The organism is Ruegeria sp. SCP10 (assembly GCF_040329495.1).
Lineage (GTDB): Bacteria > Pseudomonadota > Alphaproteobacteria > Rhodobacterales > Rhodobacteraceae > Ruegeria.
Genome location: NZ_JBDZYF010000016.1, coordinates 1 through 21,727, shown reverse-complemented (window position 1 = coordinate 21,727; position 21,727 = coordinate 1). Strand labels below are relative to the sequence as shown.

Below are 21,727 nucleotides of genomic sequence, written 5' to 3'. Positions count from 1 at the left end.
TCTGACACACGAAAGGACCATCATGAAAATGGCATCATATAGAAATGCTCGGCTGGTCCTGCTGACCCTGCTCCCAATTCTGGGGGCAGGGATTGCCAGCGCTGAAGAGCCGGAAAAGCCCAAAGGCATTTCAATCGAGCTTAGCTCGGCCGAAGACAAGGACCAAAGCTGCATGGTCAGCTTTCTGGTCGAAAACTCCTACGACATAGATATCGACGGCGCGATCTACGAGACTGTGCTGTTCGGCGCCGACGGAAAGGTTGCCTTGCTGACCCTACTGGATTTCGAAGACCTGCCGGCCGGTCGCCCGCGCGTGCGTCAGTTTCAGTTTGCCGGAATGGCCTGCAACCAGATCAGCCGAGTTCTGATCAACGGGGCGCAGGACTGCACCCATCAGGGAGATATGCCAGACGCCTGTATGTCGGGCTTGACACTAAAAAGCCGCCTCGAAACCGAGATGATTGGATAGGCAAATGGATGCGATCTTGCAAAACCTGATGGGAATCCTCGCGCTCGGTGGGCCGGTGGTGGCGATCCTGATCGTCACATCAATCGCGACGCTGTCGCTGATCCTTTACAAGCTGTGGCAATATCGGGCCGCCGGGGTGGGCAGGCATATCGAGCTGTCCCGCGCCATTCAGGCCTGGGATCGTCAGGATCGTGCCAAAGCGTTGGCGCATCTGGATAAAAGCCGCAGCTATCTGGCCCCGGTAATTGCCATGTCGCTCAGCGGTACGGGAACTGCTTTGTCGGACCGCGTTGATGCCGATGCCGAGGCCCGGTTTGCCGAGCTTGAACGGGGTTTGAACGTGCTGGATATGGTTGCGCAGCTCGCGCCACTTCTGGGCCTATTCGGCACTGTCCTAGGCATGATCGAGGCGTTCCAAACGTTGCAAGGTGCGGGTAATGCTATTGATCCTGCGCTTTTGGCGGGCGGAATCTGGGTGGCCTTGCTGACCACCGCAGCGGGGCTTGCGGTCGCCATGCCAACCTCACTTGTGCTCACCTGGTTCGAAGCGCGGATGACCCGTGAACGCATTTTTGCCAATCAGGCCTTGCGCACGGTCTTTGCCCCCGGCCATGCAGCCGTCGAACACACCAGAACTCTGCCCGAGGTCACCGCCGCGCATGTCGCTTGAGACCCGCAGAAGACGGCGCAGACGCCTGTCGATGACATCCCTGATCGACGTCATCTTCCTGCTGTTGCTGTTCTTCATGCTCACCTCAACCTTCTCAAAATTCGGAGAGATTGAGTTCGCAACCGCCTCGGCTGGCGGACCGGTTGCGGACATGCCGATGCGATTTGTGAAACTGGAAGGGGATCGTATTCTAGTCGATGGAACCGAGGTTCCGTTGGACACGGTTGCTGCACTTTTTGACGGCGATCTCGAGCAGCTTGCCCTGATCAGCCTCAGTCAGGATGCGACCGCGCAGCAATTGATTGATCTTCTAACAGCGCTGCGCCCTGTTGCGCAGCTACGCACGCAGGTCATCGGATGATGCAGCAGAAACCCAAGGCCAAGCAGATGCGAGAGCCGACGATTGCCCTGATCAACGTAGTATTTCTGATGCTGGTTTTCTTCATGATCGCGGGAACGCTCGCTCCGCCGCTAAGCGGCTCGGTTCAGTTGGTTGAAACGCAGGATCTTGAGGGCCGAGAGGCGCCGGATGCTCTGGTCATTCGCGCTGATGGTGTGCTTGAATATCGCGGGGCTGAACTGACAGATGCCGAGGCCTATGTTGAACGCGCCTCAATCGACTTTCCGCTCGATGACGTGCGCCTTGTGCCCGACAGATCGGTCCCTGCAATCCGGTTGAAAGAGGTCAGCGATGCCCTGCGCGCCTTGGGAGCCACGAAAATCTATGTCGTGACCGAGCGGGGTTTGCAATGATCCCCAGATCGCGCGCAATTGCGGCGCTCGCAATCCTGTTGGCCGCTGCCACCCACAGCGTCGCGCTGTATGATTTTCGCACGGACGAGCCGGTGTTAGTAGAAGGCGGTGGCTCTGTTGAAACAGCCGCGCTTGGATCCTCCTTCAAGGATTTTGTCGCCGGAACCGTCGCGTCGGAATCGGCAGAGGCTCAGCAAGAGCCGGTCGAGCCGGATCAACAGGCCCAGAAAGCGGAACCTGAGACGCAGGCGACAGCAAGCGCAGCACCATCCGTGGCGCAGACGGTTCCGACCATGCAGGCCGCACTCAGTGCCACAGCGACACAAACATCACGACCGCTTGAAAAGCCCGAGGCCAAGAAACCCGTGGCAGAGCCAGCAACAGAGCCGGAAACGCCCCCCGTTCAGAAACCTGAACCCGAGAAGAAGAAAGCACCCAAAACCCCGGCAAAGGCTGGGAACGCCGACCAGGATCAAAACAAAGGCGCTACGACGGGCAAGACGGCAAAGGGCGCAGCTACAGCGCAAAGCGCAACGCGAACCGCATCAGCCCAGGGCAATGCCGAGGCCAGCAACTACGCCGGTCAGGTCAAGCGCAGAATCCTCCAGGCGCGACGCAAAAGCGTGAACATCAAAGGATCGGTCCTGATCACCTTCCGCATTGCAGACAACGGCGCGCTGCAATCGGCCCAGATCAAGCGCAGTTCGGGGTCAAAAAGGCTCGATCAAGTCGCATTGGCTCAGATCCGCGCCGCTGCCCCGTTCCCAGTCCCGCCACCTTCGGCACGACGCCAATACACCTTGGAGATCAAGGGAAAATAGCGGGGCAAGGTGTCCGAAAGCCCGAACACTTTTCCAACGGCTTGATATTGAAGCTTTGCATGCGCCCACCAAAAAGTGTTCAATCGGTTCAGCAAGGGGATCGACATGCACAAACCAGAACGGTTCGAAAAGTTCTATTTCGCCAAGGTTGGCATGGGTGAGGCCTGCGGCTGCGCCGAGCGTGTTATCGATGTCTACGAGTTCAATCGCAAAGGTGGAACCCAGTCGAAGCAAGCCCTGAAGAAAGACAAGCGCAAACGTCGGTCATTTCGATCATGGGCTGTGAAATACGGGTTGCTCAGCCGGAAACCACGGGCATAAACCTTCACCAGATCAATCAAGTGCAAGGCCGATCGATACCTCAATAGATGGGGCCTGATCACTTTGCGCAACAGACCAAAAGGACATGCCCGTGACAGACCCGTCCATGCAAACCCTCTCTTTGACCGATGTGCAGTTGCTTGCAAAATCGACACTGCAAGGGGTGGGGGTGGATGAGGTCGGAAGCAACATTCTGGCCGATATCATCATGCGGTCGGAACGGGATGGGCCGCGCAGCCACGGTTTACGAAATCTGCCGATTTATGCGCAAAGCTTCACCTCCGGCTACGCCAACCCCACGGCCAACCCGGTTATTCGCCGCATTGCCCCCGGCGTTCTGCGCGGGGATGCGGATAATGGCTATTACCAGATCGCCGCCCATGCGGCGCGCGACGAACTGATCGACATGACCCGTGAAAACGGCATCGCCACCTTCACCTGTGCCAATTGTCACCATCTGGGTGCGTTGCGGTTTGACACCGAACCCTTGGCCGAGGCCGGGCTGGTCGCCATCGCCGTTATCAACTCACTGTCACTTGTGGTACCACAAGGCGGTGTGCGCCCGGTCTTTGGCACCAACCCGATGTCCTTTGCCTGCCCGCGCGACGGGGCCGCGCCCGTGGTGTGGGATCAGGCCTCGTCCGCCGTCGCGTTTATGGACATCAAGATGGCCGCCGCCGAAGGGCACAATTTGCGGCAACCTGCTGGGCTGGATCGCGATGGGACCCCGACGGCAGATCCGGACGCCATTCTGGAAACCCGCAGCCTGTTGCCGTTTGGCGGCCACAAAGGTGCGGGAATAGCCCTTTTGGTCGAGGTTCTGGGCGCGGCTTTGGCTGGCGGCACCCTATCCGTCGACAATGCTGAACGTGAAGCACATGGCGCGCTGAACATCAAAGGCGGGGCGACGCTGATTGCCCTGGACCCTGCCCGCTTTGGCAATGACGCCTTCGCCGACTACATCACTCGAATCTGCGCCGAGATCGAAGGCAATGGCGACGCCCGCGTCCCCGGTGATGGACGGCTGAAGAACCGGGCCGAAGCCGAGGCCAAGGGGATCACGGTCAGCCACGCGGTTTTGGATCAAATCGCAGCCCTGAGTTAAGCCGCGCGTTTCCCGTCTGGTCCGCCTTAGGCCTTCCGATCTTCACAAATGACACGCTTGGCCGAAAACTGCCTTGTGTCTGCCTTGTTATTCGCGGTTTCTTGCTGGAAAAGAGAAGCATTCTTGGCAATGCAGGCCCGGCTTTCTAAGTCAGGGGCCCGCACCGCCGGACCTGATTGATGTGGAATGCAGCTTGAAACCCGAACACAGAATGTCGCCCGCCCCACGCCATGAATTGCGCACCGTGCGCAATCAGGGGATCACTTTTCTGGCTTTGGCCTTCCTGTTCAGCATCTTCGTCAATCTTCTGATGCTGACCGGGCCGTTGTTCATGTTGCAGGTCTATGATCGGGTGCTGAGTTCGCGCGCGGTTGAGACGCTGACAGCCCTGTTTATCCTTGTTGCGCTGCTTTATGCGCTGATGGCAATGCTGGATTTTGCCCGCGGTCGCATCGTTGCGCGTTTTGGCGCGCGGTTTCAATCCAAGCTGGATGAGCGCGTGTTCGATGCCACTTTGCGGCGGTCACTTAACCCGCAGGCACGCTCGGCCCCAGCCACTGCTTTGCGCGATCTTGAGTCGATCCAGAACCTGTGCTCGTCGCCTGTGCTGCTCGCGGTGATGGATATCCCGTGGACCCCGGTGTTTCTGGCGGCGATTTTCATATTCCACCCGCTTCTGGGGTGGCTGGCCGTTGCGGGTGGCGGGCTGTTGATCGTCATTGCCCTGCTGAATCAGGGCCTGACCCGCCGCAAAGTAGCGGAAGCGCAGGCTGCATCGGCGCGGGCCAATTCCTTTTCGGAGCATGCGCGCCAAGCGGCCGAGGTTGTTCGATCTCAGGGGATGCAACAGGATGTCACCCTGCGCTGGTTAAACCAGCGCACTGATGCGCTGCGTCAGACGATTGCGGCCAGTGACTGGACCGGCAGCTTCACCTCGCTGACCAAATCGCTGCGGCTGTTTTTGCAATCGGCTATGCTGGCGCTTGGTGCATGGCTTGTGTTGCAAAACGAATTGTCACCCGGTGCGATGATTGCGGGCTCGATCCTGCTGGGCCGGGCTCTGGCCCCTGTGGAACAGGCGGTCGGACAATGGGCCATGATTGAAAAGGCGCGCACAGCATGGATTTCGCTTAACCGGTTTCTGGATCAGACCCCGCCCGAGCCAAATCGCACCAAACTGCCCACGCCTGAGGCACGCCTGGCCACCAAAGCGCTGACCGTGATCCCTCCGGGGGCGGCTGCACCAACCTTACGCAACGTGACGTTGAATCTGGAACCCGGAACGGCGCTTGGAGTGATCGGCAAAAGCGGATCAGGCAAGACTACGCTAGCCAAGGCGTTGCTGGGCCTCTGGCACCCTGCCGCCGGTGAAATTCGGCTGGGCGGCGCGACACTGGATCAATATGACCCCACCGATCTGGGTCAGCATATTGGCTATCTGCCACAGCAGGTGACGTTGTTTAACGGGTCAGTCGCGGAAAACATCGCCCGCATGTCGCAAAACCCCGATCCGCAGGCTGTGGTCGAGGCGGCCAAAAAGGCCAACGCGCATGAGCTGATCCTGTCTTTGGAGAAAGGCTATGACACGTTTCTGGAAGGCAATGACAGCCAGCTGTCGGGCGGTCAGAAACAGCGCATCGCATTGGCGCGGGCCCTTTATGGCGACCCGGTGCTGCTGATCCTAGACGAGCCGAACTCTGCCCTTGATGCGGATGGAACTGAGGCGCTGAACGCAGCAGTGCGCGGGCTGAAAGAGGCTGGAAAAGCAGCCATCATCATGACCCATCGACCTCAAGCGATCTCGGAATGTGATACTTTGGCCGTTGTCGAGCAGGGACAGCTGGTCAAATTCGGCACCCGTGACGAGGTGTTGAACGCGATGGTCCAGAACGCAGGTGCCATCAAACGCAATCTCAATCAGGTGAACACCGGATGACGGAGCAGACGAAAACCAACGGGCGCACACCCTGGCGGATCACAGTGCCCGCATTAGTGGGTTTCTTGGCCCTTGCCATTCTGGTCGGCGGTCTTGGTATCTGGTCGGTATACACCCAACTGGCCGGTGCAATTGTGTCCTCAGGCTCGATCGAGGTGCAAAGCAACCGGCAAGTGGTGCAACATCCTGATGGCGGTGTCGTGGGCGAGATTTTTGTGCGCGACGGCGCGGTCGTGTCCAGCGGCGATCTGCTTTTGAGGCTGGACGATACTTTCCTGTCGTCGGAGAAAACCATCGTCGAGGCGCAGCTGTTCGAACTTCTCGCCCGTCGTGCCCGGCTGGAAGCGGAACGCGACAGCGCCACCCCCGAAGACCTGGCCATTCAACTGGACGCCGTTCAGCACGAACATGGCATCCAGCGCGACCTGATCGACGGTCAACAACGCCTGTTCGAGGCACGGCTGAACACAATGACCCAGCAAACCGATCAGTTGAAAAAACAGCTGGTTCAAACCGAAAGTGAGATCGATGGCACCAAGGCGCAGCTGGTCTCGCTCCGTCTGCAGGTCGAGCTGATCCGCGAGGAGCTTGAAGATCAACAAAGCCTGCTGAGCCGCGGCCTGACACAGGCCAGCCGGGTCCTGGCCCTGCAACGGGAAGAGGCCAGCCTGAGCGGTGAGATCGGGCGTCTTGAGGCATCCATCGCCCGACTCAAAGGACAGATCGCCGCGACCGAAATTCGGATCGTTGAGCTGGACGCCACCCGACGGGAAGAGGCGATTACCACCCTTCGCGACGTGCAATCACAGGTCGCGGAACTGTCAGAACGGCGGTTGTCTCTGACGGAACGCCTGTCCCGACTGGACATTCGCGCCCCGGTTTCGGGCACCGTCTATGGCAGTCAGGTCTTTGCCCTGCAATCGGTGATCCAACCGGCCGAGCCGATGATGTATGTGGTTCCTCAGGACACGCCATTGCTGGTCGCCGCACGGGTGGATGCGATCCATGTGGACCAATTGCATGTGGGTCAGCCCGTCGCCCTGCGCTTTCCCGCCTTCAACCAGCGCGAAACGCCTGAACTTGACGGCCATGTGATCAACGTCTCGGCCGATACATTTACCGACGAACAAACCGGCTTCACTTTCTACCGGGCCGAGCTGGTCCCCGATGAAGGACAGGTCGAGCGGCTGAACGGTCAGGTTCTTCTGCCCGGCATGCCGGTCGAGGCGATGATCAAGACCGACGAACGCACGCCCCTGTCCTATCTGGTTAAACCGATGGCCGACTATTTCAACCGTGCCTTCCGCGAGTGATCTAAGCCCTACGACCCCGCCTTCTGCGCCCCTTCGCGCATCTGGCTGAGGGTCTGCCTTGGGGTCAGCGCTTCGGCTGAGATGTTCAGGTCCAGAACAGCCCCTGTATCTGACGCCAGCGCCCTTTCGAACGCGGCCTCGAAATCCTGGGTCCGTTCGACCCGTTCGCCGTGATAGCCATAAGACCGGGCGAGTGCTGCGAAATCGGGGTTTTCTAGCGTGGTCCCTGAAACGCGGGCGGGATAGGTTTTTTCCTGGTGCATTCGAATGGTGCCATAGGTGCCATTGTTCAGGATCAGCACGATGGGTTGCGCACCTGCCTGCATGGCGGTTCCAAGCTCCTGACAATTCATCTGAAAATCCCCGTCCCCGGCAAAGCAAACAACGGTCAGTTCTGGATGCGCCACTTTGGCGGCAACGGCTGCGGGCAGGCCATATCCCATCGCACCGGATTGCGGGGCCAACAGGCGTTGTTGAGGGCCGTATTTGAAAAACTTGTTCGGCCAGACGGTGAAATTCCCTGCGCCATTGGTCAGGATTGCATCATCGGGCAGGCGATCCCGCAAATAGGCCGAGACCTTGCCCATATCCACCGGGCTGGGCAGGTCGGGCAGATCGAAACCAGCCTCGTAATCCGCACGTGCCTGTGCGCGCCAATCTGCCCATCCTCCACTCGCCACATGCTGGGACAGGGCGATCGCAAAGGCATTCGGACCGGATTGAATACCCAGATAGGGAATGTAGACTTTGCCAAGCTCTCGGTCCGAGGCGTGGACATGGATCAGCTTCTGTTCCGGCTTGGGCACGCTCAGCAAAGTGTAGCCTTCGGTTGTCATCTCTCCGAACCGCACGCCGATGGCCAGGATCACATCCGCGCCTTGTATCTGAGCCCGCGTGGCCGGTGTCATCCCGGTTCCGGCATCACCGACATAGCTGGGGGAATGGTTGTCAAACAGGTCCTGAAACCGGAACGCGGCCACAACGGGAATGTCAGAGCTTTCGGCAAAACGCTGCAACGCGGCACTGCCGTCGGCGCGCCAACCCCCGCCGCCAATCAGGATCAACGGGCGATCCGCACCTGACAGGGCCGAGATCACACCCGCGATGGCCTCGGCCGTCGGGCCGGGCTCATGTACGACCGCCGGGCCGGTCAGCGCGGGCACATCGGTGACCGAAGTCAGCATATCCTCTGGCAAAGCAACGACGACCGGACCGGGACGGCCCGAGATGGCGGTGGTCCAGGCGCGGGCGATGATTTCTGGGATACGATCTACCGCCTCGATCTCGGTCACCCATTTGGCGACGGTCCCGAAATAGGCGCGATAGTCGATCTCCTGAAACGCTTCGCGCCCTTTCATATCCGTGCCCACTTGACCCACAAACAGGATCATCGGCGCGCTGTCCTGCATCGCCGTATGCACCCCGATCGACGCATTGGTCGCTCCCGGGCCGCGTGTGACGAAACAGATACCGGGCTGTCCGGTCAGTTTGCCATAGGCTGCTGCCATAAAACCGGCGCCCCCCTCGTTCCGGCACAGGGTGAAATCCAGCGCACCATTGGCCCCGGCCCGCGCGCTGCCGGTATCATGCAGCGCATCCAGCACCGCCAGATAGCTTTCACCCGGCACACCAAAACTGTGCTGCGCGCCCAGCGCCTGCAAGCATTCCACCAGCACAACGCCACCGTTCCGTTCTGTCATCTCAGGCTTTTCCTTCGATCCGTCCTGTGAAACGCACGCGTCACTCCGACATCGATGGCGTTCCTGTCGCGGCCAACTTGGCCGAAGAAGGCGTTGCAGGTAAATCCACAAATCCATGAAATGGGAAAATTATTCGACTGACCAGGCCAGGATCATCTGATAACCCGCTTATCACCCCTCATTGCAAAGACCAGCCCCCTGATCTGGCAGGATTTAAGGAGAGGATCATTGAAGGCTGCCATGAATATCCTGTTCATCATGTATGACCAGCTGCGGTTCGACTATCTCGGCTGCGCCGGGCACCCTCATCTGGACACCCCAAACTTTGACCGGGTTGCACAGATGGGCATGCGCTTTAACAACGCCTATGTGCAATCGCCGATCTGCGGGGCCAGCCGGATGAGCTGTTATACCGGGCGCTACGCCTCCTCCCATGGTGCGCAATGGAACGGGTATCCGCTGCGCGTCGGCGAGGTTACGCTGGGCGATCACTTAAGGGGCGCGGGTATGGGGTGCTGGCTGATCGGCAAGACCCATATGAAAGCCGACGCTGCCGGAATGGCGCGTTTGGGCTTGTCGCCCGACAGTATCATCGGCGCGCGGCAGGCTGAATGCGGATTTGACGTCTGGGTCCGCGATGACGGGCTTTGGGCCGAAGGGCCCGACGGGTTCTATGACGAAAAACCCGCGCCCTATAACGACTATCTCAAATCCAAAGGCTATGACGCCCAAAACCCCTGGGCCAATCATGCCAATGCGGGGGTCGAAGATGGTGAGATCGCCAGCGGCTGGCTGTTCCAAAACGCCGACAAAGCCGCCAATATCCGCGAGGAAGACAGCGAAACCCCCTGGCTGACCGACCGGGCGATTGACTTCATTGATCAGGCCAAGGGGCCCTGGTGCGCCCATGTCAGCTACATCAAACCGCATTGGCCCTATATCGTACCCGCACCCTATCATGACATGTACGGACCGGCTCACGTGCCACCGGCCGCGCGGGCCGAGGTCGAACGGGACGACCCCCATCCCGTCTACGCCGCGTTCATGAACAACAAGATCGCCGCCGCCTTCCAAAAGGAAGAGACCCGGCAAAAGGTCATCCCGGCCTATATGGGTTTGATCAAGCAATGCGACGATCACCTTGGCCGTCTGCTGAACCACCTAGAGGCCACGGGCCAGATGCAGAACACGATGATCGTGCTGACCTCGGATCACGGAGACTATCTGGGCGATCACTGGCTGGGTGAGAAGGATCTGTTCCACGAGCAATCCGTGAAAGTGCCTCTCATCCTCTACGATCCGCGTCCCGAAGCAGACGGAACGCGCGGCAGCACCTGTGATGCGCTGGTCGAACAAATCGATCTGGCCCCGACCTTCCTTGAGGTCGCAGGTGGGGAACCGGCAGGCCATATCCTCGAAGGCCGCAGCCTGATGCCGTGGGTGCGTGGGGAAGCGCCTGACTGGCGCGAATTCGTGATCAGCGAATATGATTATTGCCTCACACCGATGCGTCAGGCGCTTGGTCTTTCGAACCCGGATGCGCGGTTGTTCATGGTCTTTGACGGCCGTTTCAAGATGATCCATGCCGAAGGCGGCTTCCGCCCGATGCTGTTCGATCTGCAAAACGATCCGGACGAGTTTCACGACCTGGCCAAAACACACAGCCACACAGATCAGATCGACCGCCTGTATGGCATGCTGGCGACATGGGGGCGGCGCATGGCGCAGCGGGTCACCCGGTCCGACGCCGATCTGGACGCGATGCGCGGTCGGTCGCTGCGCCGGGGCATTCTGCCGTTTCTGGTCGATGGGACCGAAGTTCCTGATGAGCTGATGGAAAAATATCGCGGGCCGGTGTCTCAGGACTTCACCCCAAAAGACAGCTAATCAAGGCTCAGGTCAGGGGTCGAGGCGACCCAATACACTTTGAAGATGTCGCGTCGAGTTCCATGTCTGACTGGCGCAGAAGATCCCCGCGCAGCCTCGCAGCTTCAAGCTGACAGCCGAGGCGCTTTGAATCGTTCCCCGATACACACGCCCGGTTTCCGGGTCGCGCAACTGACCCTCCCAAACATCACCGTTGAACTTCAAACCGGTCAGGATCATATCACCGATCCGCGCATGCGGCGTACCGGCCTGATCCCAGACCCAAAGCAACCGACCACAGGTCGCGGCCTTATCTGAGGGGCAGTTTTCAAACCGAACCACCACGCCCAAACCCGGTGAGGCATAGCTGCCGCTCAGATCAAACGCTTGCGCCCGGTTGGCCATGAAACCCGCAATCAGCGTAACGATTAGACCAACGATGCCCAGCCGAACCCGCGATAGACGCGGCGCTGTTTGGGCGTAACTCTCATGATATTGCGGATGCTCGGTTCTCATCAACCGATCCCACCATGAGAAGTACAGGCCCAGATTGTAGCGCGCATGAGCGTGGTGCAGATCGTGATGCGTGACGGTGGTCATCCAGCCAAAAACAGGCCGCCCATCGGGCCGGGCTGGGAACACCTCGACCCCGCAATGCCCCAGCGCATTGCGCAGCATCATATGGGTGACAAAGATGAACAGCGCGACGGGATGCGCGGGCAATATGATCAACACAAGCGGGAGGTAGATCGCGTTCACGACAGCCTCGCCTACGTCAAAACTGTACGAGGTGAAAGGCGTCGGCTGATGCGACCTGTGATGCAACCGGTGAAACCGCCGGAACAGGGGCGGATGGTGCAGCAGGCGATGGCTCCAGTAAAACCACGCGTCATGCAGGATGATCAGCGCGGCCACGCTGAACAGAAAATACCACCACCCGAGATCTGCGACCTCGGGATAGACTGTCATCAAACCAGCCCGCGCGCCCAACGCGATCGACGTCCCGGCAGCCGCAAAGATCAGAACCGTGCGCAAGCTGGCCAATACTTCGCGCCTGATTTGTCCCTTTGGTGGGTCCGTGGGCCTGATCTTCTGTCGATTTAAGCGGCGTGACAGCAGGATATTGATCAGCAGATAAGTGCCGCCAGCCCCAAGGACATAGCGCAGAAGGTCTCCACCAAACACCTCGGCATAAAGGGTCATGATGTTCGAAAAGGTCAGCATAATGGGCTCCGTCGTCTGAATGGGTACGAGCGAAGGCTTGGCACGCGCCACTGCACATAACCTGTCGATTTCAAAGACCGGCGGGTTTTCTTAAGAATCGGCTAGGGTTTTTTGAAATCGACCAGCCCAGACCGTTGACCCAAGCAAGAAACGCCCGTTCTGTTGGGATCAGAATGCCCGATCTTGCGATGTTTGATATCTTTCTCAGAGGTGCCGCCCTCGGCGCCCTTATTTTATGCGCCTGTCTTTTCCTCAGCGGTCGCGTGAACAGAAAGGGGCTTTCTGTGGCAACGCTCTGCTTGTGCCTTTGCCCTTATCTGATCGTATCCACACCAGATATCCCACTGCACCCGATGGCACAGACCGTGCTGATCTGGGCGGCATCACTGGTACCGGTTCTGCTGTATTGGGCTGCGCTGGAGCTGTTTCAAGATCAAGTGGATGTAAGGCCTTGGCAGATCAGCCTTGCCGTGTTCGTTGTCGCTTCGGCCTGGTTGGCACATCTGCACATCTGGATCGCAGCACTGCGTGGCGTCGCTGTGCTTGTACTGCTTTTTCACATGCTCAGTGTAGTGATACGCGGGGATACGGATGACCTGATCGCCCAGCGCCGCCGATTCCGGCGGTGGTTCTTGGTCTGGGTTCTGGGCCTTGCCAGCGTCATCACCGCCGTTGAGATCCTGCAACTAGACCGCACAATGCCGCGCGGGCTGTTTGCCCTGCAAGCTGGCGCTATATTCCTGTCAGCGGCGGCGTTTCTTGTTTGGTCGGCATATTTGCGCCCCGATATCTGGCGCATCACCCCACGCGGCGCTTCGGAAAACGCACCGACCAACCCGACCCAAGCAGCTTTGGCACAACGCATTCAACAAGCTATGGAGCAAGGTTTGTGGCGTCACGAGGGGCTGACCGTGGCCCAGCTTGCGGCGCATCTGCACACGCCAGAGCATCGCATCCGGGCCGCGATCAATCAGGGCATGGGGCACCGGAACTTTCCCAGCTACGTCAACACGTTCCGCATCACCGAGGCACAAAAACTACTGACCGAACCCGAAATGGAGGCTCGCACCGTGCTCAGCATCGCTTTTGATGTCGGCTTTTCTTCACTCGGCCCGTTCAACCGCGCTTTTCGGGATCAAACTGGAACAACACCAACTGCATTCAGAAAACAACATTTAGAGAGAACAATAAGGTTGAACGCGAGCAGTCCCTAAACGGCTGACACAACAAGCAGTATTTGACTCACCGAGTGTTGAAATTGTTCGCCAGCGCAACAATTTTTGATCAAATTGTTCGTGAAACTAACATTTTTTGATCGCGGTTATTCAATCCAAGATTTGCTGTTGCATTACGTAACCGCCTTGGTCTTAAATCGCTCAGACAGATCAATGAAATTCGCAAAACGCGGATAATCATTTGACGCTACAGGGGGTCTTGTGACCGAATCTATGAACGACGCCGCGTTTGTCGAGTTTCAACGCGTTCAAAAATCCTATGATGGCGAAAACCTCGTCGTCAAAGACCTTAACCTCGCCATGCCAAAAGGTGAATTTCTGACCATGCTGGGCCCCTCGGGTTCGGGCAAGACGACATGTCTGATGATGCTGGCCGGTTTTGAAACCGCCACCCATGGTGAAATTCTTCTGGACGGCAAGCCCATCAACAACATTCCGCCCCACAAGCGTGGCATCGGCATGGTCTTTCAGAACTACGCCCTGTTCCCGCATATGACCGTGGCCGAGAACCTCTCGTTCCCGCTTGAAGTGCGCAAGCTGGGCAAGTCCGAGCGTGAGGAAAAGGTCAAACGCGCGCTGGATATGGTTCAGATGGGGGCCTTTGGCGGCCGCCGCCCGGCGCAACTGTCAGGTGGTCAGCAACAGCGGATCGCGCTGGCGCGTGCGCTGGTATTTGAGCCCGAGCTGGTCTTGATGGACGAACCGCTTGGCGCGTTGGACAAACAGCTGCGCGAGCATATGCAGTTCGAAATCACCCGCCTTGCGCATGAGCTGGGCATCACGACCGTTTACGTGACCCACGACCAGACCGAAGCGCTGACCATGTCCGACCGCGTCGCAGTGTTCGATGATGGCCGCATTCAGCAGCTGGCCCCGCCGGATCAGCTGTATGAGGAACCCGAAAACAGCTTCGTTGCGCAATTCATCGGTGAGAACAACACGCTGGAAGGCGTGGTAAAATCAATCGACGGCGATACCTGCCTTGTGCAATTGGATGACGGGTCCGAGATTGATGCCGTTCCGATCAACGTGCATGCTCCGGGTGATCGAACCAAAGTGTCGATCCGGCCCGAACGCGTCGAATTCAACAAGGACCGTCTGCATGCCGACGCGCATACGCTGAAGGCGACGGTCAAGGAATTCATCTATATGGGCGATGTGTTCCGGTTCCGCATGTCGGTTGCCGGGAATGACGAGTTCATCGTCAAGACGCGCAACGCCCCCGATGCCATTCGCCTTCAGCCCGGCCAAGAGATCGACATTGGCTGGCTGGCAAAGGATTGTCGTGCGCTTGACGCATAGACTAAACCGCGCAGTACAAGTGCGGTTTCACCGAGGGACCGGCTGGCGAAAACCCGTGCGCCAGCTGACACTACAACAAACGGGACTTACTGGGAGTATCATATGAAACCGACAAAGACACTACTGACGGTGGCCGCGCTTGCGACGGCTGCTGGTGCCGTTTCAGCTCAAGAGATGACAATCGTCTCGTGGGGCGGTGCTTATTCGAAGTCTCAGCTGAAAGCTTATCACGAGCCCTATTCGGAAAAGACCGGCGTCACCATCCTGAATGATGACAGCTCGGCCGAAGCGGTCGCGAAACTGCGCGCCATGAACGAAGCGGGCAACATCACATGGGATGTGGTGGACGTGGTTGCCGCTGACGCGATCCGCCTGTGCGACGAAGGCCTGGCACTGGAAATCGACCCCGACACGATGCTGGCACCGGCACCCGATGGCACACCTGCTTCGGAAGACTTCGGTGACCTGCTGGTCAGCGACTGCTTTATCCCGCAGATCGTTTACTCGACGACCTTCGGCTATCGCACCGACCTGGTTGGCGACACTCCGCCGACGGACGTCTGCGCCGTGTTCGATCTGGAAACCTATCCGGGTAAGCGCTCGCTGGAAAAGCGCCCGATCAACAACATGGAGTGGGCTCTGATCTGTGACGGCGTCGCCAAGGACGATGTTTACGACGTACTGGCCACTGAAGAAGGTCAGAACCAGGCGCTGGCCAAGCTGGACACCATCAAGGATAGCGTTGTCTGGTGGTCTGCCGGTGCCGACACGCCGCAGCTGCTGGCTGATGGCGAAGTTATAATGGGCTCCACCTATAACGGTCGTCTGTTCAGCGTCATAGAAGAGCAGAACCAGCCCGTAGCCATGCTGTGGGACGCGCAGGTGTTCGATCTGGACGGCTGGATCATTCCTGCCGGTCTGAGCGAAGAGCGTCAGCAGCAGGCGCTGGACTACATCATGTTCGCAACCGACACACAGCGTCTGGCGGATCAGGCCAAGTACATCTCGTATGGACCGGCCCGTGCCTCGTCGGCACCGCTGGTTGGTCAGCATGCCGATCTGGGCATCGACATGGCACCGCATATGCCGACCGATCCCAACAACGCCAAGAACACGTTCCTCTATAACTACGAGTTCTGGGCCGACTACCGTGATGACATCGACGCCAAATTCCAGGCGTGGCTGGCGCAATAAGCCGGGCTTGACGTCATAAGATCGTCGGGGGCGGTGCGCCGCCCCCAGACCAAGACAAAACAGGGTACAATGATGACGGACGCAAGCGAAAACGCAGGGCCAATGCTGGCTGCAGACGGTACGCCGCTGAAACAGTCACTGGCGCGGTCATTGCGGCGGCAAAAGCTCAGGGCTTTGATGCTGATCGCCCCGCTGCTTCTGTTTGTTATGTTCTCCTTCATCGTTCCTATCGCCTCGATGCTGTTCCGTTCGGTCGAAAACAGCATTGTCGCCGAAACCCTGCCGCTGACGGTCCAGGCCTTGGGCGACTGGGATGAAAAATCCGGCGAATTGCCGGATGAGGCCGTCTATGACGCCTTCGTGCGCGACATGATTGTCGCCATCGATAACAAAACGCATACCCGTCTGGGCTCGCGTCTGAACTACGAAGAAACAGGCATGTCTTCGATGTTCCGCCGGTCCGGTCGTCAGATCAAAAAGCTCGACCCCGAAACAGACGGGCCGTTCAAGGATCAGATCATTGAAATCCACGACGGCTGGGGAGAGCCCAACACCTGGGCCGTGATCAAAACCCACTCGCCTGCGGTGACAAATGGCTATTTCCTGAATGCGGTCGATATGCGCCGCACGCCCGAGGGCGCGCAGGCCCAGCCCGAGGACAAGCAGATCCTGATCAAGCTGTTCGGGCGTACACTGTTCATGTCACTGGTGATTACCGGGGCCTGCATCCTGCTGGCCTACCCGGTCAGCTACTTGCTGGCGACATTGCCGATGCGTGTCTCGAACATATTGATGATACTGGTTCTCCTGCCGTTCTGGACGTCGCTTCTGGTGCGAACCTCGGCGTGGAAGGTCATGCTGCAACAACAGGGGGTGATCAACGAAACCCTTGTCTGGCTTGGGCTGGTGGCCGATGACGCGCGGCTGGTGATCATCAACAACCAGATTGGCACGATCATCGCGATGACGCATATCCTGCTGCCGTTCATGATCCTGCCGATGTATTCGGTGATGCAGACCATTCCGCACTCATACACCCGCGCGGCAAAATCCATGGGGGCGACCAATTGGACCACCTTCTGGCGCATTTATTTCCCGCAATCCATTCCGGGCATTGGCGCGGGCTCGATCCTCGTGTTCATTCTAGCCATCGGCTACTACATCACGCCGGAAATCGTGGGCGGCACCAAGGGCGTGTTCATCTCGAACCGGATCGCCTACCACATCTCGTCCTCGCTCAACTGGGGACTGGCCGCGGCACTTGGGACCATCCTTCTGGCGGTCGTGCTGCTGCTCTACTGGTGCTACGACAAGATCGTAGGCATTGATAACGTGAAGCTGGGATAATCAAGATGGCCGCACTTACTCCGATATCCCGCAAACCGCTTTCGATGGTCCTGCCCAGCGTGGCATTGGCCGGGGCCCTTGCCGGCGTCTTTGTCGGCGCAGGCAACGGATCAATCTTTCTGGGCATTTTGATCGGCGCCGCCCTGATCGCCGCGCTGGCCTGTGTCTACATCACTGTCCTAAAAAACGAACAACTGGCCCGCTGGATCAACATCCTGGGCTTCGGGATCGGAGGGTTCCTGCTTGCCGGACCCCTTGGCGGCGTCCTGGGCCTGTTGGGCGGGTGGTTTTTTGCCTGGTTCACCTATTGGCTTTATGAAGGCCGCTACCGCCAGAAGTTGCTGCCTTACCTGACCGCGAAACAGGTGTTTTATCATTACCTGTTCCGGGTCATCTGCGGCGCGATCTTCGTGTTCCTGATCACACCCATCCTTGTGGTTCTGCCGCTGTCGTTCAACGCGCAGGACTTCTTTACCTTCACGCCCGAAATGCTGCGGCTCGACCCCGAGGGATATTCGCTCAAGCACTACCGCGACTTCTTTACGAACAACGAATGGCAGCGCAGCTTCAAGAACTCGCTGATCATCGCACCGATTGCGACCGTCTTGTCGGTGACACTGGGCACACTGGCCGCCATCGGGCTCAGCCAGTCCCACGTGCCGGGACGACGCGCCATCATGGGTATCCTGATTTCCCCCATGATCGTGCCGCTGATCATCTCGGCCACAGGCATGTTCTTCTTCTACAGCGACATTGGCCGCTTTCTGGAAGGCACGCTGGGCATGAACAAGAACTTCGTGGGCTATCTAAAGGTCATTCTAGCTCATGCCGTGCTTGGCATTCCTTTTGTCATCATCACCGTGACCGCAACACTGGTGGGCTTTGACCGTTCGCTGACGCGCGCGGCGGCAAATATGGGTGCGGGCCCGGTCCGGACATTCTTCAAGATCCAGATGCCTTTAATCCTGCCAGGCGTGATCTCGGGCGGGCTGTTCGCCTTCATTACCTCGTTTGACGAGGTTGTGGTGGTCCTGTTCGTGGGTTCCGCCAGCCAGAAAACCCTGCCCTGGCAGATGTTCACCGGCCTGCGCGAACAGATCAGCCCGACCATCCTGGCGGTCGCCACGATCCTAGTGGTGCTATCCATCGCGCTGCTGACCACGGTCGAACTGCTGCGCCGCCGTTCGGAACGTCTGCGGGGGCTGTCCCCCGCTTGACGGATCGCATCGTCTGATCAGCGATTTCCCTGTTCACCCTTGCTGCGATGGTGTCGCAACACGTAAGGGGGTGATCGGCTCTCGGACCCCGAGACCGCCTGTCCAAGCTACGGGCCGTCATGGCCCAACGGGACATTCCCGCCGTGCTGCTCACCTCAATGCAAAACACCGCCTACTATTCGGGCTTTCTGTACTGCGCCTTTGGCCGCCCCTATGGTTGCGTCGTCACGCAGGACGCCTGCACAACCGTGTCGGCCAACATCGACGCAGGTCAGCCCTGGCGCCGTTCGGTCGATGAAAATGTGATCTACACCGACTAGCAGCGCGACAATTACTGGCGCGCGGTGGCCAGCCTGATCGGTGGTGCGAAACGCATCGGCATCGAAGGCGACCACATGACGCTGGGCGCACCGGAACTGGTGGATATCGCACCCGACACCATGGCCGCCCGCATGATGAAATCCGCCGAAGAGATAGAGTTGATCAAAGGCGGCGCGCGCACCGCCGATATGGGGGGTGCCGCCATCCGCGCCGCGATCCGCGAAGGTGCAACCGAGATCGAGATCGCCATGGCAGGCCGCGACGCGATGGAAGAGGAAATCGCCCGCGCCTATCCGCAAGCCGAATATCGCGACACCTGGGTCTGGTTCCAATCGGGTCTGAACACCGACGGGGCCCATAACCCGGTGACCAAACGCGCGCTGCAAAAGGGCGATATCCTGTCGCTGAACACTTTTCCGATGATCTCGGGCTATTACAACACGCTGGAACGCACCCTGTTCCTGGGCGAACCCGACGCCGAAAGCCTGCCCCTGTGGCAGGCCAACGTGGCCGCGCATGAGCTTGGCCTCAGCCTGATCAAACCCGGCGCAACTTGTTCTGGCATCACCGCCGAGTTCAACCGCTTCTTCGCTCAGGAGGGCCTGTTGCAATACCGCTCCTTCGGCTACAGCCACTCGTTCGGCATCCTTAGCCACTATTACGGGCGCGAGGCCGGTCTGGAACTGCGCGAGGACATCGATACCGTGCTGGAACCCGGCATGGTCGTCTCGATCGAACCGATGCTCTGGATCCCCGACGGCCAGCCCGGCGCGGGCGGCTATCGCGAACATGACATTCTGGTCGTGGGCGAAGATGGCGCCGAAAACATCACCGGCTTCCCCTATGGCCCGGGCCACAACATCATCGGTGCCCAAAACGCTTCGGCGGGGGCCCCGGCCCCGCCTATCTTCCCAAACTGCTCTTGCGCAAGAAAAGACATTGGATGCGACGGCTGTGTCGCAAACATTGGGCCTGGATTGACGAGTATATAGATTTCTTTTTTTGGTGTCCGCGTAATGTTCTCCAACAGGTTTCAGCATGACTTCCTTGAAAGGCTGTCATTTCCCCAAGGATGCAGTTTTGTATGCCGTTTACTTCTACCTGCGGTACACGGTTTCTTATCGTGATTTGGAAGAGATCATGGCGCATGGATGAAACCTACATACGTGTTCGCGGCAAATGGATGTATCTCTATCGAGCAGTCGACAAAGCGGGAAACACCCTCGACTTCATGCTGTCTAAGCGCCGGAACCGTCCAGCAGCAGCCAGGTTCTTCGCCAAAGCGCTGTCGTCAAACGGAATCCCAAACAAAATCGTCATAGACAAGAGTGGTGCTAACGCGGCCGGTATTCGAGAAGTGGGCAGGATCCTGAAGCGGTTCGGGCGCTCTGCCAAGGTACAGATAATCAGGTCCAAATATCTCAACAACATGATCGAGCACGATCACAGATTCATCAAACGACGCGTGCGGCACATGTACGGGTTCAAGTCGTTCGATCCGCCTCGGCTACTTTGGATGACATTGAGGTGGCCAACATGATCCGCAAGCAGCAATTCTCTAGCGCTACGACCTCGGGCTTTCGGATGTTTGCTGTGATCGCAGGATAGATGTGTCCGGCAGCTCGCTGGCTATAGTCGGTCCAAAAAATTTGCGACACATCCCTGAATCACGACGGCAATGCGTCGGCTGCATACTGCGACAGGAATTCCTCCGAAGGTGGAATCTGAGTGATGACATCAATCAAAACCCCGTTCGGATCACGATAAATCGCATGGCGTTGGCCAAACGGCTCGCTCACAAGTGACTTTGCCACCGGAACCCCTTCCGACAGAAGTCTCGCATCCACCTTGTCGACATCCTCGACTTCAAAATTGAGGATCATGCCCTTAGACGCACCGCGGGAAACCTCTGGGATCGTCTCGTGATCTGACTGGACGACCGCGAGGTTGACCGAAGGATCCGCTTCACTTTGTAGATGCACATACCAATCCGCCTCGAATGCCGCGCGGAAGCCAAAGTGACGTTTGTAGAATTCCGCTGTCTCAGAAACCGCCTCAGACTGAATGACCGGGTAAAATTGATTGATATGCATTTTTGATCTCCTTCATTTACATGCATATTGTATGTATCATCAGCTTGCAAATACATGCAAGCTGTATGTAAGGTGCTTATTGTGATGTTCGGAGCCGACTAACTTGACCGTAGGAAAACCCGCCCGCCGCAGCCAGGCAGACCGTCGCGCCGAAACGCGTGCCAAACTGTTGGAGGCTGCCCGTGAATTGTTTGTAGAGCTGGGGTTTGCCGAAACCGCAACTCCTGACATAGTGCGTAAGGCCGGCGTGACCCGCGGAGCGTTGTATCATCATTTCAAGGACAAGACTGACCTCTTCCGCGCCGTCGCAGAAGAGGAGGCCAAAGCAATCTCAGACCACATTGACAAAGAAACGCACATTGTTGCCGAGCCCGAACAGGCCATGGTGACAGGATCGAATGCTTTTTTTGAAGCAATGTTGGTCCCAGGCCGGGTGCGCCTACTTATGGAAGAGGCACCAGCGGTTTTGGGACACAGCGCTGCTGTCGCATTGACCCGGGCCAATGGAACAGAAGAACTTCGCGAAGGGCTTTCGCGGGCTCTTCCTGAACATTCATCAAAGCAGATCGATGCTTTGACCAATCTGTTGTCTGCCGCGTTTGATCGCGCCGCTCTCGAGATCACCTATGGTGGCGATCTAGTGACCTACAAAGAAGTCATGCATCAGTTGGTTGGTGAAGTACTTAAGGGAAAATAACAGACCACGGAAGCCGCGCAGAATGTGCTCCTGCCCCGTTTTTGCAGGGTTTTGTCATTTTGCGGCCCATAGCGGATGAGGTGGATGGCTCCTGCTCCACCGGCATCGCACGTGCCAAAGTGCAGTTGTCATCGACTGCTAGG

General features: G+C 58.3%; 19 protein-coding genes and 2 pseudogenes. 18 read left to right on the top strand and 3 right to left on the bottom strand.

The window, feature by feature from the left end:
- Positions 1-28 precede the first annotated feature (28 nt).
- From ABLN87_RS20805 to ABLN87_RS20765, 9 genes are all read left to right on the top strand, one after another.
- The gene (locus tag ABLN87_RS20805) at positions 29-469 is read left to right on the top strand and encodes a hypothetical protein (RefSeq protein ID WP_353013895.1); all 441 of its coding nucleotides are present in this window, start codon (positions 29-31) and stop codon (positions 467-469) included.
- A gap of 4 nt (positions 470-473) precedes the next feature.
- Complete coding sequence (locus ABLN87_RS20800) at positions 474-1,139, top strand: MotA/TolQ/ExbB proton channel family protein (protein ID WP_353013894.1); 666 nt, start codon at positions 474-476, stop codon at positions 1,137-1,139.
- Between the two features lie 31 nt (positions 1,140-1,170).
- Positions 1,171-1,500, top strand: a complete 330-nt coding sequence (locus tag ABLN87_RS20795) for a biopolymer transporter ExbD (protein WP_417750412.1) — start codon at positions 1,171-1,173, stop codon at positions 1,498-1,500.
- The gene (locus ABLN87_RS20790) at positions 1,500-1,892 is read left to right on the top strand and encodes an ExbD/TolR family protein (RefSeq protein ID WP_417750414.1); all 393 of its coding nucleotides are present in this window, start codon (positions 1,500-1,502) and stop codon (positions 1,890-1,892) included. Before ABLN87_RS20795 ends, ABLN87_RS20790 begins: the two co-directional genes overlap by 1 nt.
- Positions 1,889-2,713: an energy transducer TonB gene (locus ABLN87_RS20785; RefSeq protein WP_353013888.1), complete on the top strand. Its 825-nt coding sequence runs from the start codon at positions 1,889-1,891 to the stop codon at positions 2,711-2,713. The genes ABLN87_RS20790 and ABLN87_RS20785 overlap by 4 nt, the downstream gene beginning before the upstream one ends.
- Before the next feature lie 105 nt (positions 2,714-2,818).
- Positions 2,819-3,034, top strand: a complete 216-nt coding sequence (locus ABLN87_RS20780; RefSeq protein WP_170534685.1) for a hypothetical protein — start codon at positions 2,819-2,821, stop codon at positions 3,032-3,034.
- Between the two features lie 91 nt (positions 3,035-3,125).
- Positions 3,126-4,139, top strand: coding sequence for an Ldh family oxidoreductase (locus ABLN87_RS20775; RefSeq protein WP_353013886.1), 1,014 nt, complete (start codon positions 3,126-3,128; stop codon positions 4,137-4,139).
- A 211-nt stretch (positions 4,140-4,350) separates the two neighbouring features.
- The gene (locus ABLN87_RS20770) at positions 4,351-6,075 is read left to right on the top strand and encodes a type I secretion system permease/ATPase (protein WP_353013885.1); all 1,725 of its coding nucleotides are present in this window, start codon (positions 4,351-4,353) and stop codon (positions 6,073-6,075) included.
- Positions 6,072-7,388 (top strand): HlyD family type I secretion periplasmic adaptor subunit, encoded by a 1,317-nt coding sequence (locus ABLN87_RS20765; protein ID WP_353013883.1) that lies wholly within the window; start codon positions 6,072-6,074, stop codon positions 7,386-7,388. Before ABLN87_RS20770 ends, ABLN87_RS20765 begins: the two co-directional genes overlap by 4 nt.
- Positions 7,389-7,396: 8 nt before the next feature.
- On the opposite strand, the gene ABLN87_RS20760 is transcribed toward ABLN87_RS20765, so the two are convergent.
- Positions 7,397-9,088 (bottom strand): thiamine pyrophosphate-binding protein, encoded by a 1,692-nt coding sequence (locus ABLN87_RS20760; RefSeq protein WP_353013881.1) that lies wholly within the window; start codon positions 9,086-9,088, stop codon positions 7,397-7,399.
- 240 nt (positions 9,089-9,328) lie between these two features.
- On the opposite strand from ABLN87_RS20760, the gene ABLN87_RS20755 reads away from it, so the two are divergent.
- Positions 9,329-10,975, top strand: coding sequence for a sulfatase-like hydrolase/transferase (locus ABLN87_RS20755; RefSeq protein WP_353013909.1), 1,647 nt, complete (start codon positions 9,329-9,331; stop codon positions 10,973-10,975).
- 12 nt (positions 10,976-10,987) lie between these two features.
- Here the strand turns inward: ABLN87_RS20755 and ABLN87_RS20750 are convergent, their stop codons facing one another.
- Positions 10,988-12,178, bottom strand: coding sequence for a sterol desaturase family protein (locus tag ABLN87_RS20750; RefSeq protein ID WP_353013880.1), 1,191 nt, complete (start codon positions 12,176-12,178; stop codon positions 10,988-10,990).
- Positions 12,179-12,462: 284 nt separating this feature from the next.
- On the opposite strand from ABLN87_RS20750, the gene ABLN87_RS20745 reads away from it, so the two are divergent.
- The 7 genes and pseudogenes from ABLN87_RS20745 to ABLN87_RS20715 all read left to right on the top strand — a co-directional run bounded on the left by ABLN87_RS20745 (position 12,463) and on the right by ABLN87_RS20715 (position 20,402).
- Positions 12,463-13,392 (top strand): helix-turn-helix domain-containing protein, encoded by a 930-nt coding sequence (locus ABLN87_RS20745; RefSeq protein ID WP_353013878.1) that lies wholly within the window; start codon positions 12,463-12,465, stop codon positions 13,390-13,392.
- Between the two features lie 234 nt (positions 13,393-13,626).
- Positions 13,627-14,715 carry an ABC transporter ATP-binding protein gene (locus ABLN87_RS20740; RefSeq protein WP_417750413.1) on the top strand — a complete coding sequence of 363 codons (1,089 nt, stop codon included), beginning with the start codon at positions 13,627-13,629 and terminating at the stop codon, positions 14,713-14,715.
- Positions 14,716-14,817: 102 nt separating this feature from the next.
- A complete protein-coding gene (locus ABLN87_RS20735; RefSeq protein ID WP_353013876.1) occupies positions 14,818-15,909 on the top strand; it encodes an extracellular solute-binding protein in 1,092 nt (363 codons plus the stop codon).
- 72 nt (positions 15,910-15,981) lie between these two features.
- Positions 15,982-17,256 (top strand): ABC transporter permease, encoded by a 1,275-nt coding sequence (locus ABLN87_RS20730; protein ID WP_353013874.1) that lies wholly within the window; start codon positions 15,982-15,984, stop codon positions 17,254-17,256.
- A 5-nt stretch (positions 17,257-17,261) separates the two neighbouring features.
- A complete protein-coding gene (locus ABLN87_RS20725) occupies positions 17,262-18,473 on the top strand; it encodes an ABC transporter permease (RefSeq protein ID WP_353013872.1) in 1,212 nt (403 codons plus the stop codon).
- 95 nt (positions 18,474-18,568) lie between these two features.
- Positions 18,569-19,663: pseudogene (locus tag ABLN87_RS20720) on the top strand (aminopeptidase P family protein); the annotation flags it as partial.
- 169 nt (positions 19,664-19,832) lie between these two features.
- Positions 19,833-20,402, top strand: a pseudogene (locus ABLN87_RS20715) (IS6 family transposase).
- Positions 20,403-20,461: 59 nt separating this feature from the next.
- On the opposite strand, the gene ABLN87_RS20710 reads toward ABLN87_RS20715, so the two are convergent.
- On the bottom strand, positions 20,462-20,887 hold the full coding sequence (locus ABLN87_RS20710; RefSeq protein WP_353013870.1) for a VOC family protein: 426 nt from the start codon (positions 20,885-20,887) through the stop codon (positions 20,462-20,464).
- Positions 20,888-20,990: 103 nt separating this feature from the next.
- On the opposite strand from ABLN87_RS20710, the gene ABLN87_RS20705 reads away from it, so the two are divergent.
- Positions 20,991-21,584 carry a TetR/AcrR family transcriptional regulator gene (locus ABLN87_RS20705; protein WP_353013868.1) on the top strand — a complete coding sequence of 198 codons (594 nt, stop codon included), beginning with the start codon at positions 20,991-20,993 and terminating at the stop codon, positions 21,582-21,584.
- The last annotated feature ends 143 nt before the right edge of the window (positions 21,585-21,727 follow it).